This is a genomic window from Limnobacter sp. UBA3528 (assembly GCF_002377005.1).
Taxonomy (GTDB): Bacteria; Pseudomonadota; Gammaproteobacteria; order Burkholderiales; family Burkholderiaceae_B; genus Limnobacter.
In genome coordinates this window covers 1-12,596 of record NZ_DFOZ01000004.1, presented here as the reverse complement: position 1 = coordinate 12,596, position 12,596 = coordinate 1, and the positions used below count along the sequence as shown (strand labels likewise).

General features: G+C 51.0%; 11 protein-coding genes and 1 tRNA gene. 8 read left to right on the top strand and 4 right to left on the bottom strand.

What is annotated here, in order from left to right:
• Positions 1–590: 590 nt before the first annotated feature.
• Together B4N58_RS01675 and B4N58_RS01670 are read left to right on the top strand one after the other, a co-directional pair.
• A complete protein-coding gene (locus tag B4N58_RS01675; RefSeq protein WP_291745235.1) occupies positions 591–2,453 on the top strand; it encodes a PQQ-dependent methanol/ethanol family dehydrogenase in 1,863 nt (620 codons plus the stop codon).
• A gap of 137 nt (positions 2,454–2,590) precedes the next feature.
• On the top strand, positions 2,591–3,181 hold the full coding sequence (locus B4N58_RS01670) for a pentapeptide repeat-containing protein (protein WP_291745233.1): 591 nt from the start codon (positions 2,591–2,593) through the stop codon (positions 3,179–3,181).
• Here the strand turns inward: B4N58_RS01670 and B4N58_RS01665 are convergent.
• From B4N58_RS01665 to B4N58_RS01655, 3 genes are all read right to left on the bottom strand, one after another.
• Positions 3,133–3,807 (bottom strand): response regulator, encoded by a 675-nt coding sequence (locus B4N58_RS01665; protein WP_291745231.1) that lies wholly within the window; start codon positions 3,805–3,807, stop codon positions 3,133–3,135. The two genes, B4N58_RS01670 and B4N58_RS01665, sit on opposite strands and share 49 nt — an antisense overlap.
• Complete coding sequence (locus B4N58_RS01660) at positions 3,788–5,116, bottom strand: sensor histidine kinase (protein WP_291745236.1); 1,329 nt, start codon at positions 5,114–5,116, stop codon at positions 3,788–3,790. Before B4N58_RS01660 ends, B4N58_RS01665 begins: the two co-directional genes overlap by 20 nt.
• Before the next feature lie 217 nt (positions 5,117–5,333).
• Positions 5,334–6,239 carry a LysR family transcriptional regulator gene (locus B4N58_RS01655; protein WP_291745229.1) on the bottom strand — a complete coding sequence of 302 codons (906 nt, stop codon included), beginning with the start codon at positions 6,237–6,239 and terminating at the stop codon, positions 5,334–5,336.
• Between the two features lie 128 nt (positions 6,240–6,367).
• Here B4N58_RS01655 and B4N58_RS01650 point away from each other — a divergent pair, with 128 nt between their 5' ends.
• The 6 genes from B4N58_RS01650 (at position 6,368) to B4N58_RS01625 (ending at position 12,223) form a co-directional block, all read left to right on the top strand.
• Positions 6,368–6,826, top strand: coding sequence for a (2Fe-2S)-binding protein (locus B4N58_RS01650; RefSeq protein ID WP_291745227.1), 459 nt, complete (start codon positions 6,368–6,370; stop codon positions 6,824–6,826).
• 12 nt (positions 6,827–6,838) lie between these two features.
• The gene (locus tag B4N58_RS01645; protein ID WP_291745225.1) at positions 6,839–9,046 is read left to right on the top strand and encodes a xanthine dehydrogenase family protein molybdopterin-binding subunit; all 2,208 of its coding nucleotides are present in this window, start codon (positions 6,839–6,841) and stop codon (positions 9,044–9,046) included.
• 12 nt (positions 9,047–9,058) lie between these two features.
• Positions 9,059–10,081, top strand: a complete 1,023-nt coding sequence (locus B4N58_RS01640; RefSeq protein WP_291745223.1) for an XdhC family protein — start codon at positions 9,059–9,061, stop codon at positions 10,079–10,081.
• Between the two features lie 13 nt (positions 10,082–10,094).
• The gene (locus B4N58_RS01635) at positions 10,095–10,706 is read left to right on the top strand and encodes a nucleotidyltransferase family protein (RefSeq protein WP_291745221.1); all 612 of its coding nucleotides are present in this window, start codon (positions 10,095–10,097) and stop codon (positions 10,704–10,706) included.
• A 292-nt stretch (positions 10,707–10,998) separates the two neighbouring features.
• Positions 10,999–11,074, top strand: a tRNA-His gene (locus B4N58_RS01630).
• Positions 11,075–11,266: 192 nt separating this feature from the next.
• Positions 11,267–12,223, top strand: coding sequence for a ketopantoate reductase family protein (locus B4N58_RS01625; RefSeq protein ID WP_291745219.1), 957 nt, complete (start codon positions 11,267–11,269; stop codon positions 12,221–12,223).
• Here the strand turns inward: B4N58_RS01625 and B4N58_RS01620 are convergent.
• On the bottom strand, positions 12,224–12,596 hold a 373-nt coding region (locus tag B4N58_RS01620; protein ID WP_291745217.1), incomplete at its 5' end, for an FCD domain-containing protein. It lies immediately after the preceding gene.

Sequence of the window (12,596 nt, the reverse complement as noted above, 5' to 3'; positions counted from 1 at the left end):
CGAGCCCCATACATCGCCCCAAAAATACAAAGGACTTAGCGCTGTGAGGTGCTAGGTCCTTTTTGTTTCTTGCCTGCATCATTCTCGACAGAGAAACTTCCTAACTGGTCATTTATTTGGAAATTTGCCTTTTGATCTCAACCCATCAGTACACGGCTGTGACATGCCTGTGACAAATTCTGTGACAAATTTTCTCTCACAGACATTTCGTGAGTATCGACCTATCTTTGACACATGTTCATCTGTCACATCCAAAGATATTCTGACCTGCCCCGGATTTTTCGATCCAACGTGACTTAATTACAATGGTCTCTCAGCCAAGTGAGAGACGAAATGAAACGAGCCCGATTCAGCGATGAACAGATTGTTCGAATCCTGAGAGAAACAGACAAAGACACGGTCGTGGAAGCGGCCAAACGCCATTGCGCATGCCGTTATCAACTTCCTATTTGCGCATCCATTCATTCCGGGAATTTTTCCTGTTCATTTGCGGGAAATCTGCTCTAGGAATAACACTCCTCACTTCTTAATCTGTATTCAATCCGAAGAAGAGTCGGATCATTACAAATCAGATCAAAGAGGAGAAATCAGTGAAAAAAGCAAGTTTGAAGCTCAGCGCAACTGCGTTGGCTGTTTTTGCCGCAATAAGCAGTTTGGCATTGCAGCCTGACCTTGTGCTCGCCAAATCTGGAGGCGTGACTTGGGAAGACATCGTCAACGATGAAAACACTCCGAAAGACATTTTGAGCTACGGCTTTGGGCCGAAGGCGCAGCGCTACAGTGCCATGACCGCGATCAATGACAAGAACGTGGCCAGTCTGGTGCCAGCGTGGTCTTTCAGTTTTGGCGATGAAAAGCAGCGCGGCCAGGAAACGCAGGCCCTGGTTCATGATGGCGTTATTTATGTTACGGGTTCCTATTCCCGAATGTATGCATTGGATGCGAGAACAGGTGCAAAACTTTGGCAGTATTCTCATCGATTGCCTGAAGATATTCGACCCTGTTGCGACGTGGTCAACCGCGGGGCGGCCATTTTTGGCGACAAGGTTTTCTTCGGCACCTTGGACGCGGGCATTGTTGCGCTAGACAAGAAAACCGGCAAGGTGGCTTGGCGTGAAAAGTTCGAAGACCACACCGCTGGCTACACCATGACAGGGGCTCCCACCTTGGTGAAGGATCAAAAAACAGGCAAGGTACTGTTGATTCATGGTTCTTCCGGAGACGAATTCGGTGTGGTGGGCAAGCTCTACGCACGTGATCCGGAAACAGGCAAGGAAATCTGGATGCGTCCGTTTGTGGAGGGGCACATGGGGCGCTTGAATGGTAAGGAGAGTACTCCTACTGGCGATCCAAAGGCCCCTTCATGGCCTGATGATCCCAACAGTCCTACAGGTAAGGTTGAAGCCTGGAGCCAGGGTGGTGGCGCTCCATGGCAGTCTGCCAGCTTTGACGTTGAAAATAATCTGATCATCGTGGGCGCAGGTAATCCCGCTCCCTGGAACACTTGGTCTCGCACACCCAAAGGTGGAAATCCGCTGGAGTACGACAACTTGTACACCTCAGGTCAAGTTGCCGTAGACCCCAGCACGGGAGAAGTGAAGTGGTTTTACCAACATACACCCAATGACGCTTGGGACTTCTCTGGCAACAATGAACTGGTTTTGTTTGAGTACAAAGATGGCGGCAAAACCATCAAGGCCACGGCGCACGCAGACCGAAACGGCTTCTTCTATGTTGTGAATCGTTCGGACGGCAAATTTATTCGTGGTGTACCTTTCGTGGATGGTATTACCTGGGCCAAGGGGATTGATGAAAAAACAGGTCGTCCAATTGAGGTAGCGGGTCAAAGACCACCCCCACCAGAGCCTGGTCAAGAACGTGGCAAAACCATTGAAGTTTCTCCACCATTTTTGGGTGGCAAGAATTGGAACCCGATGGCTTACAGCAAAGACACAGGTCTTTTCTACATCGGTGCCAATCACTGGAAAGAAGATTACTGGACTGAAAATGTGACCTACAAAAAGGGTGCTGCTTATCTTGGCCAAGGCTTCCGAATCAAACGCATGTATGACGACCATGTGGGAGTACTTCGGGCGATGAATCCGGTAACGGGCAAGGTGGCCTGGCAGCACAAGGAGAAGTTGCCTTTGTGGGCAGGCGTGATGGCCACCAAAGGCAATCTGGTGTTCACAGGGACAGGCGATGGCTTCTTCAAGGCCTTTGATGCAAAAACCGGCAAAGAGCTTTGGAAATTCCAGACGGGTTCAGGAATTGTTTCCTCCCCGATTACTTGGGAAATGGATGGCGAACAGTACATTGGTGTGGCCAGTGGTTATGGTGGTGCAGTGCCACTTTGGGGTGGTGAAATGGCCGAGCTGACCAAGCCAGTGCCGCAAGGTGGTTCATTCTGGGTATTCAAGCTGCCCAAGATGATTCAGCAAGCCTCGCGTTAATACGACGTCAATTTTCCTCTCTTCATCCTGGAAGACGTTGTTGCTTAGGATGGGTTTGCTTTGCAGGGCAATCCCATCCGTTTTTCTTTTTTGGGAATGACTCAATGAACTCAATCAAGTGTTATGGATTGACAATAATGGCGGGGCTAATGGTTGCCGTGAATGTTCAAGCCTGTGAACTACAGCCCGGAAGCCACTGTAAAAACGCCAACCTCACCGGCATGGATTTACGAAATATGGAATTGAGTGCAATCGATTTGTCGGGTGCCGACCTAAGGGGAGCGGACCTGCGGCATGCTGATTTGCGGGGGGCTAATCTTGAAGGAGCCAACCTGACTGGTGCCAATCTGACCAGGGCTGATTTGAAGCGCGCCAATTTGCGCAGAGCCGATTTTACCGATGCAACATTAGATGCCGTGCAGGCTTACGCGGCTTTTGGTCAAGTAGCAAACTTCACACGCACGAGTCTGATAGCGGCTGATTTTTCGTTTGCCAGGGTTAATCGGGCCAACTTTACCGGTGCTAACGCACAGATGGCCAGTTTCGAGAAAGCCTGGATGGAGAAATGCAGCCTGGTGGATTCCAACTTCAACAATGCCAATTTGCAGGAAGCCAAAATGAATATGGTTGACTTTGATGGCAGCACAATAACAGGGGCCCGAATTCATTACGCCACGTTTCAGGATGCCAATTTTGAGGGTTGTACTGGCTGCCCCGTGGGTTGGTAAACTTCAATCAACTGGAGGCTCACTGCAAGGTGAGTCATCGCTGCTGTGGTGTCTACATTCAACTTCTGTTTGATAATAGAAAGGTTGTTGGCGACTGTTTTTGCACTGAGATTCAATAGTTTGCCGATTTGTCTGGATGAATATCCCTTTGCAATCATCAGAAAAATTTCATTCTCACGACCTGATAGTGTAGCGAGTGCGTTGCTTCCTGTGTGTTTTGAGCAAACAAGCCCGGTGGCCAGACGATGCTCAACATAGAATTCGCCCTCCGAAATTGTCCGAATCGCCCGGGCAAACTCTTCAGGTTCAGCTGATTTGCTGACGAAACCGCATGCACCAAGTTTCATGGCACGACTCACCAGGCCAAGCTCATCGTGCATGCTGAAAAACATTACACGAGTCGCCGGTTGTCTGCGCAAAATTTTTGTTGCCAGATCCAGACCGGAGATGTCGTGGAGATTGACGTCAAGTACGACCAGTTCGTGTCGTATTTCTGTCCACTTGAGCCAAGCTGATTGGGCGTTGTCCGCATGATCGATTTGCGCCAAGCCATTGCAAATCTGATTAATGATTTGTGAGTAGCTTTGACGAATTAGTGGATGATCATCAACAATCAAGTAATTCATTCGAGTGTGCTCTCTGGTGTGTTTTGTGCAAATGCACGGTCACGCCCGTGCTGTGTTTTTGTATACGAAGACGTGCTCCAAGTTCTTTTGCCCTCACTTGCATAGAGCGAAGACCATAACCGGATTTCAACTCTTTTGATGAGACACCATTGTCTTCAATTTTCAAATCGAGGTAGTCCCGAGTGTTGACCAAGCTCACGGTGACTTTATTTGCATTCGAGTGTTTGTAAATGTTGTGAAGGGACTCTTGGACAATCCGGATGATGTGTACTACTTCTTGTGCGACCAAGGTTATCGCTGGTGACACTTCACACGAGGCTTCAAGTTCACATTCAATGTAAGTGACTTGCATCCATTTCATGCAAATCTGGTTCAAGGCCTCATTCAGGTTGACTGTTTGTAGATCCATTGGATCTAACTCGGTGATCAGATTCCGGATCACGCGGTGGGCCTCTTCCAGTTCGTCGGATACTGATTTCAGGGTCTCTAGACCAGAGGCTGACATCTCAGACTGAGTTTGAATGTTTAGTAAATAGACTCGGGCACGAAGACCTGCGATTATCTGTCCCAGATTGTCGTGCAGTTCACTGCCAAGGCGTCTGCGTTCCTGTTCTTGAGAGTTAATCAGTGAAATCGACAAAGACTTATTGTCTTCTCTGGCTTGCTTGAGTATCAGTGTGGTCGCATTGAATTGACGGGCTATAGCCTGAAGTTCCACAATCGGGCTGGTTTCAGGCAGCTTTGTTTCAAGGTGGCCATCGCGCATTTCTGTCATGGCGCGACTAAACTGACGCATTCGTTTAAGAACGTCATTGAGCCCAAACTGAATTAACGCGATGCACAAAAGTGCGGAGACAAGAAATACAAAAAATGTCGAAGTCAGACTTTCCCAGACTTCATCGAGCTCATCCTCCGGTGTGGCGTACACAGTCCACATCTGAACCGGGTCGAGGTGAATTGAATACTTTTGCCAATCACTGCCAACATCACCCAAAGTCCAGTTAGCCAGCCAGGAAGGCATGCTCACATTGAGGCTTTGATTCACCAAGTGCGGTGGCTGCGTTGAAATCCGGATGTGTCTGAACTGCAGATTTTTCGCCTCTTGCGCACCGATTCGGTCATATTCAATCAGCAGTGCCAGGCTTTTCGCGACATGCGTTGCGGATTCCAGTTCTTCTCGGATGTCATCCCTCGCTTGTATCACAATAAGACTGGCAGACAAAGCGAAGCCAATTGAGAAGGTCAGGGGAACCCATATCAATGATCGTAGTGAGAATTTCATTGTTCCATTTTTCGGGTTTTTGCGCATCAAGGGAAAGGGAACTTTTCCTGTTTTAGGTGCTTGCTCGGCATTCCTCTAGTCAGTCGGAGTAGCTCAAGATCCAGGATGTTTTTAGGTGTTTGGACTACCCCGGGTTGCCTGGTAATCTCTGAGCAACGAAAGCAAGTACCGCTAATGACACCTTCGTAGTTCCCAAACTTTCAGCGCAATACCGAGTCGCTTGTGTGTCTGAACTCGGTTGAGTTCAGGACGGCCGAACTTTGCTAACCATGTCAATGAAAGCGCGTAACTTCAATTGTGCTTGAGTGCGAGCAGGAAAGTACAAATACAAACCTGAAGTTTTGGGAATGAATTCACTGAGTACGGGTACCAAGCTGCCTTCAGTCAATTCTCGCTCGACCTCGTACTGCGCCACATAGGCCAAACCCAAACCCTGTCGGGCAAAGTTGATCAGAATATCCCGGTTATTCACCACCACTGGGCTTGGTACATCCACAAAAAACTGCCGCTTGCTGCGAATAAACTCCCACCGGTGAAAGGTGCCACTGGTCACGAAGCGGTACATGATTGCATCGTGTTGCTGTAAATCCTCAGGTTTTGCTGGTTTGCCATTGCGCTTGAAATATTCCGGGTTTCCCACCACATGAAAAGCCAAATCGGGAGTCAGGCGCACGCCAACCATGTCCTTGTCTACCGATTCGCCCAAACGAATACCTGCATCGTAACGACCTTCCAGCAAATCGGTAAGGCCTTCATCGATCGTGATGTCCAATTTCACATCGGGGTACTTCCGGCGAAACTCGGCAACAATGGGTTCGACCAAATAGGTGCAGGCCGATCGTTTCATATTCAGTCGAAGCGTGCCGATTGGTTTGTCGCGAAACTGGCCAAGAGCGGAGATTGCCTCATCAATTTCCTGCGTAGCGGGCTGCAGGCGCGAGAACAAAGCCTGGCCAGCTTCAGTCAAAGCAACTTTGCGAGTGGTCCGCTGAAACAACACCACACCATGTCGTTCTTCTAACACCCGGATCGCCTTGCTCACCGCAGTAGGCGTAATACCCAATTGCGCAGCAGCTAAGGTAAAACTGCTGTGCTCGGCTACAGTTAAAAACACCGGAATGCCGTCCAGCAGATCTTTATCGAGCACCATGAATAATCTCCATTCTGAACCTAATGTTAATAACCAATACACCATATCCGCCTTTATCTTGATAATCAAGGGGGCTAGACTGTACCGATATGTGCACTGCAACATTTTTAGAATATCGGAGGTGGTGAATGGTTGATTTTGTATTGAATGGCAAAGCCGTCAGTGTGGACGTGGATGGCGACACCCCACTGCTTTGGGTGCTTCGCGATGATCTGGACATGACGGGCACAAAATTTGGCTGCGGCATGGGCCTTTGCGGCGCTTGCACAGCACATGTAGATGGTGAGCCTGTGCGCAGTTGTTCGACGCCAGTGTCCACCGTGGCTGGCAAACAAGTTAGCACCATCGAAGCCATGCAGAATCACAAAGTGGGATCGGCTGTTCAGGCAGCCTGGCAGAAGCTCGATGTCGTGCAGTGTGGTTATTGCCAGTCGGGGCAAATCATGTCGGCCACAGCTTTGCTGGTCAGCAACCCAAAGCCTTCCGACGATGACATCGATGCAGCCATGGCAGGCAATGTATGTCGCTGTGCCACTTACGTGCGCATTCGCGCGGCCATTCACGAAGCCGCCAAAACATTGGCTTAAGGAGAAACATTCATGAGCATTGTTACCAACGTTTCTCGTCGCGATTTTTTGAAAGCCGGCGCCGGCCTGACACTCGCAGTCAGCATTCCCTCCGTGTTTGCCAGCAACAAACTGAAAGCAGGCGGCCCGGGCCAGGCTGGCAGTGCTGTTGAAGCAGGCAACTTCGCTCCCAATGCCTTTGTGACAATTGGTAGCGACAACACAGTTACTGTTATTTCCAAACACCTTGAAATGGGTCAAGGCGTGTATACCGGCCTTGCCACCTTGGTTGCAGAGGAACTGGATGCCGATTGGTCCACAGTCAAAGTGGAGGGCGCAGGCGCTAGCACCAAACACTACAACAATCTGTTCTGGGGTGCGCAAGGCACTGGCGGCAGTACCGCAATTGCCAACTCATTTGAACAAATGCGTACCGCAGGCGCCACCGCCCGGGCCATGTTGGTGAACGCTGCCGCTGCACAATGGAAAGTACCCGCTCGCGAAATTTCAGTGAGCAACAGTGTTGTGTCGCATGCGAAAAGCAATCGCAAGGCCACCTTTGGCGAGTTGGCTGAAGCAGCCAGCCAGCAATCTGTGCCTGGTGAAGTAACGTTGAAAGACCCGAAAGATTTCAAACTGATTGGCAAAACAGCACCCCGCAAAGACAGTACTGCAAAAACCAACGGCACTGCAATTTTTACGCAAGACATGAAACTGCCCGGCATGCTGGTGGCTGTTGTTGCCCACCCGCCCAAGTTTGGCGGCACCGTGAAGAAGGTTGATGACAAAGCTGCGCGCGCTATCCAAGGTGTATCGGACGTGGTCACCATTCCCAGTGGCGTGGCCGTTTTGGCCAGCAATTTCTGGACCGCGAAAAAAGGTCGTGATGCACTGAACATTGAATGGGATTTGTCCAAAGCTTACAACGGTAGCAGCGAACAAATTACAGCTGACTACACCCAACTACTGGGCAAGCCCGGCACGGTTGCGCGGGAAGATGGTGACACCAAAGGGCAATTTGCGCGCAGCAATCAGATTGTCGAATCCGACTTTCACTTCCCTTTTTTAGCGCATGCCTCGATGGAACCATTGAACTGCCTGATTAAACTGGACAAGGACAGCGCGGAGGTCTGGAATGGCGAACAAATGCAAACCGCCGACCAGGCTGCTGTGGCCGCAGTGTTGGGCCTTGACCCCGAAAAAGTGAAACTGAACATGCTGTATGCCGGTGGCAGCTTTGGCCGCCGAGCCAACCCGCAAGCGGATTACCTGGTTGAAACGGCACACATTGTGAAAGCCATTGGCGGAAAAGCGCCGGTGAAATTGGTGTGGAGCCGGGAAGACGACATGAAAGGCGGCTACTACCGCCCGGTCTATGCCCACCGCTTGCGCGCAGCATTGGGAAAAAATGGTTTGCCAGAGGCCTGGGAGAACCGCATTGTTGGCCAGTCAATTGCCAAAGGTTCGCCCTTTGAGGCAGGCATGGTGAAAGACGGCGTAGATGTAACCTCGGTCGAAGGGTCATCTAACGTGCCTTATCAAATTCCAAACATGCTCGTGGATTTACATACCACCAATGAACAGGTTCGCGTGCCCATTCAGTGGTGGCGTGCCGTGGGTTCCACCCACACTGCCTACGCCACCGAATTATTCGTGGATGAACTGGCCGTTCAAGCCAAACAAGATCCAGTTAAATACCGGGAGGCCTTGTTGACCAAGCACCCCCGCCACGCAGGTGTGCTGAAACTGGTGGCTGAAAAAGCTGACTGGAACAAGCCACTGGTATCCGCAGCCGACGGTGCCAAACGTGGACGCGGCATTGCTGTGCATGAATCGTTCAATAGTTTTGTGGCTCAGGTTGTTGAAGTAACAGTTCAGAAAGATGGCAACTTCAAGGTGGACCGTGTGGTGTGTGCCGTAGATTGCGGTGTGGTGGTAAACCCCGATGTGGTGAAAGCACAAATGGAGGGTGGTATTGGTTTTGCCCTGGCCGCCGCACTGACTGGTGAAATTACCTTGAAAGACGGTGAGGTGCAGCAGTCGAATTACCACGACTACCCAGTGTTGCGCATCAACGAAATGCCCAAAGTAGAGGTACACATGGTTCAGTCTGGCGAGAAGCCAACCGGCGTGGGTGAGCCGGGCGTACCACCTTTGGCACCCGCGCTGGCCAACGCCTTGTTCAACGCGACCGGCAAGCGCATTCGCAAACTGCCGATTGCTGAACAACTGAAAGCATAAAGGAGCCGCAGCATGGAAAGTCTTGATCTTGAAGTGTTGCAGCGCGCGCACCGGTGGCTGGAAAATGGCCATCGCGTGATGCTGGCCACTGTGGTGCGCACTTGGGGTTCTTCCCCCAGACCACCGGGCTCGTTGCTGGCGTTGCGTGAAGATGGCCATGCCGTGGGCAGCGTATCGGGTGGCTGCATTGAAGACGATTTGATTGACCGCCTGTTGAACAAGGACGGCTTTCCGGCACAGCCCCAGCTGGTGAGCTATGGTGTTGGCGCTGAGCAGGCCCGGCGCTTCGGTTTACCCTGTGGCGGCACCATGGAGCTGGTGCTTGAACCCTTGGCTGCAGCCAATGAATTGACGGAATTGTTAAATGCGTTGAAAGCCGGAAAACTGGTGCAGCGCAGCCTGAACATCAAAACAGGCGACAGCAAACTGGAGCCCTCCCACCCTGAACAAGGCTTGGTGTTTGATGGCTCCACCTTGATCAGTGTATTCGGCCCACGCTATCGTTTGTTGCTGATTGGTGCTGGTCAGTTAAGCCAGCAACTGGCGCGCATGGCGATTGCACTCGATTTTGCTGTGACGGTATGTGACCCACGTGAAGAATACGCCGATGAATGGAATGAACCCGGCACCACATTGACACGCGACATGCCCGACGACGTTGTCATGGCGATGAAACCCGACGCACGCATGGCCGTGATTGCCTTGACCCATGACCCTAAGCTGGATGACCTCGCCTTGATGGAGGCCTTGCAAAGTCCCGCATTTTATGTGGCTGCGCTGGGTTCGCGCCGTAACAATGAAACCCGCCGAACCCGCCTTCTTGAATTTGGCGTAAGCGAGGAACAGGCTGCAACCTTGCGTGGCCCGGCCGGTATTTATATTGGCAGCCGCACCCCTGCTGAAATCGCTGTTTCAATTGCCGCCGAACTGGTGGCCATGAAAAACGGCGTTGCTGGCGACAAGGTATTGAATGTGGCACAAGCCAAAGCTGCGCTTGAAGTGGCTGCTGACACCTTGAGCGCCTGCGCAAAATGAAAAAGCCCGGGCCATGATTCAGGGCATTTTATTGGCTGCGGGGCAGGGCCAGCGCTTTGACCCTAGCGGGGAAAAAGACAAGTTGCTGCAACTTCGCGCAGATTCTGGCAAGCCTGTGTTGTGGCATAGCGGCAGCGCCATGAGCAAGGTGCTGCCCGACACGCTGGCAGTTGTTCAAGGCCACCAGCCCGGGCGCGTGCACTGCCTGTTCGATGCGGGCTGCGAAGTCTTGATCAGCCCGGAAGCACAACAAGGTATGGGCAGCGCCTTGGCCGCGGCTGTAAAGCATTGCCTTGAGAAAAAGCCTGGTATCACTGGATTTGTGATTTCATTGGGAGATATGCCGTGGCTACCCGTTGAAGCCATTGCACTGGTACATGCTGAACTCTCGAAAGTGAGCGCACAAGAGTTACATGCTGTGGCGCCATACTTTCAAGGCAAGCGTGGGCACCCGGTGGGGCTGACGCGTACATGGGCGGGTTCACTGCTTGCATTGCAGGGAGATATAGGCGCAAAAAATTTGCTACGCGCTGCGAATATGCTCCCGATTGAGTGGCCAACCGCGGATGTGTTGCAAGATGTGGATGTACCGGAAGATCTGAATTATTCAAGTCGTAGAGATTAAATTTGAATAAAGTACACGCATCGTGGAAAAGCGTCTGAATTCAAAGGCGAGCCGATGCTCGCAGCTGGCTGTTTCGAGATGAGTTTTTAACGGTAACTGCTGATGCTATGTTGATGTTAAACGACATTATTGGCATAGATCCCAAGAGTTAGAACCTTGCTGAGAGCACGCATTTACGCCATTTGAAAACTAACTGTGTAGTTTTCTACACAGTTACGTGTACCAAACTTCTAAGGGGTCGGGGGTTCGAACCCCTCCGGGCAGGCCAAGAATTCAGTACCGGTTTACGGTGGCGGTGTTAGCTCAGTTGGTAGAGCAATGGATTGTGATTCCATGGGTCGTGGGTTCGAGCCCCATACATCGCCCCAAAATACAAAGGACTTAGCGTGAGTGATCCGCTAGGTCCTTTTTGTTTTGTATTTTCGGTAAAAAATTTGCTACGACTGAATTTGCGAAATGCACCGAAGATAGGCCAAATGTAGTGGTCTGCACATGGACGATGTTCGACCAACTGTACATCGCAATTTCACTTGCGTTATGGTGATGCCAAAGGAGAGTGTATGGAATCGCTTGGTGAGAAAAAACCGCTGCGCTTGCTGTTTGTGGGTGCCGGGGGCGTGGGTGCCTACTATGCTGCCCGCTTGATCATGGACGGAAATTCCGTGGTGTTGACGGCGCGCGGGGGTCACCTTGAAGCGATGAAAACCCGTGGCTTGCAGGTTGAACATGATCAGTTTTCATTCAAGCAGCCTGTGTGTGCGGTCGATCAAGCCACCTTACAACGTCAGTACCGATGCGATGATTTTGATGTACTTGTACTGTGTTTAAAATCGCAGGACACGGCGAGTTGGCTCGATTCAAATTCAGTTTGGCTGGCCGCTGGCGCTACACCAGTTTTGTCTTTGCAAAATGGTGTCGAGAATGAAGCAGTACTCAGCAAGTTATTGGGCGTTAACCGAGTAGTTGGCGGTTTGGCTGTAAGAATTGGTGCACATATCGTTTCGCCGGGGTTTGTCGAGGCACAAGGCTTATGTCAAATTGTGTTGGGTGCATGGCCTAATGCGGTTGTAAATGAAGGCTTGCAAGGCATAGTGAAAAGGCTGGCGGATACTTTCAATGCGTCAGGAATTCCTACCCGGGCTACCGTTGACATTCGACATGAATTGTGGAAAAAACTGTTGGTGAACAATGGCGTGAATCCCTTGTCGGCTTTGACTCGAAAGGACACTGGCTTTTTAACGAAACAACCGCATTACAGGCAAGTGGTTTATGCGGCAATGCAAGAGGTGGCTGCGGTTGCAAGCGCCGACGATGTTGTGTTGAGTCAGTCTGATGTGGATGAAATGTTCAAATTGATCTGTGAGTTTGATCCGATCAAGACTTCGATGTTGGTAGACCTTGAAAAGGGCCGCCCTTTGGAGCTAGATGCGATCAGCGGCAGCGTGCTTAGGCGTGCTGAACGCTTGGGGATTGATACACCAGTAACAGCATTGATTCATTCAATGCTTAGCAGCTGATTACTTTCCAAATCTTTCTTTGGGTAGCTTTTGCACTGCGATCAAGGATCGATTGATGTGCTCAGCCAGAATTTGCGTGGCCAGTTCGCTGTTGCGGTTCAAGGTGGCATTCAAGATTTCTTCGTGCTCGGAATGCACATCTCGAGGGATGGGCTTCTCGGAAAGAATCAGCCTGCGATAACGTTCTGACTGCATGTAGAGCAGATGCTGAAACTGCTTAAGCCAGCGGGAAGGGCAGGCGGAAATGAGCGTGTCGTGGAACAGGCGGTTTTTGCGTTCCCATTCGCTGCGGGTTTCAACTGTTTCCTCACCTAAGCGTGATTCTGCACGGCTTAGCATGTGAAATGCACCCATGACTTCAGCTTCCCACTGA

Excerpts from the sequence above, each read along its gene's own strand:
- B4N58_RS01650 (WP_291745227.1), top strand. The coding sequence starts at position 6,368 with ATGGTTGATTTTGTATTGAATGGCAAAGCCGTCAGTGTGGACGTGGAT.
- B4N58_RS01625 (WP_291745219.1), top strand. The coding sequence starts at position 11,267 with ATGGAATCGCTTGGTGAGAAAAAACCGCTGCGCTTGCTGTTTGTGGGT.
- B4N58_RS01645 (WP_291745225.1), top strand. The coding sequence starts at position 6,839 with ATGAGCATTGTTACCAACGTTTCTCGTCGCGATTTTTTGAAAGCCGGC.
- B4N58_RS01665 (WP_291745231.1), bottom strand. The coding sequence starts at position 3,807 with ATGAATTACTTGATTGTTGATGATCATCCACTAATTCGTCAAAGCTAC.
- B4N58_RS01660 (WP_291745236.1), bottom strand. The coding sequence starts at position 5,116 with ATGCGCAAAAACCCGAAAAATGGAACAATGAAATTCTCACTACGATCA.
- B4N58_RS01640 (WP_291745223.1), top strand. The coding sequence starts at position 9,059 with ATGGAAAGTCTTGATCTTGAAGTGTTGCAGCGCGCGCACCGGTGGCTG.
- B4N58_RS01635 (WP_291745221.1), top strand. The coding sequence starts at position 10,095 with ATGATTCAGGGCATTTTATTGGCTGCGGGGCAGGGCCAGCGCTTTGAC.
- B4N58_RS01655 (WP_291745229.1), bottom strand. The coding sequence starts at position 6,239 with ATGGTGCTCGATAAAGATCTGCTGGACGGCATTCCGGTGTTTTTAACT.
- B4N58_RS01670 (WP_291745233.1), top strand. The coding sequence starts at position 2,591 with ATGGCGGGGCTAATGGTTGCCGTGAATGTTCAAGCCTGTGAACTACAG.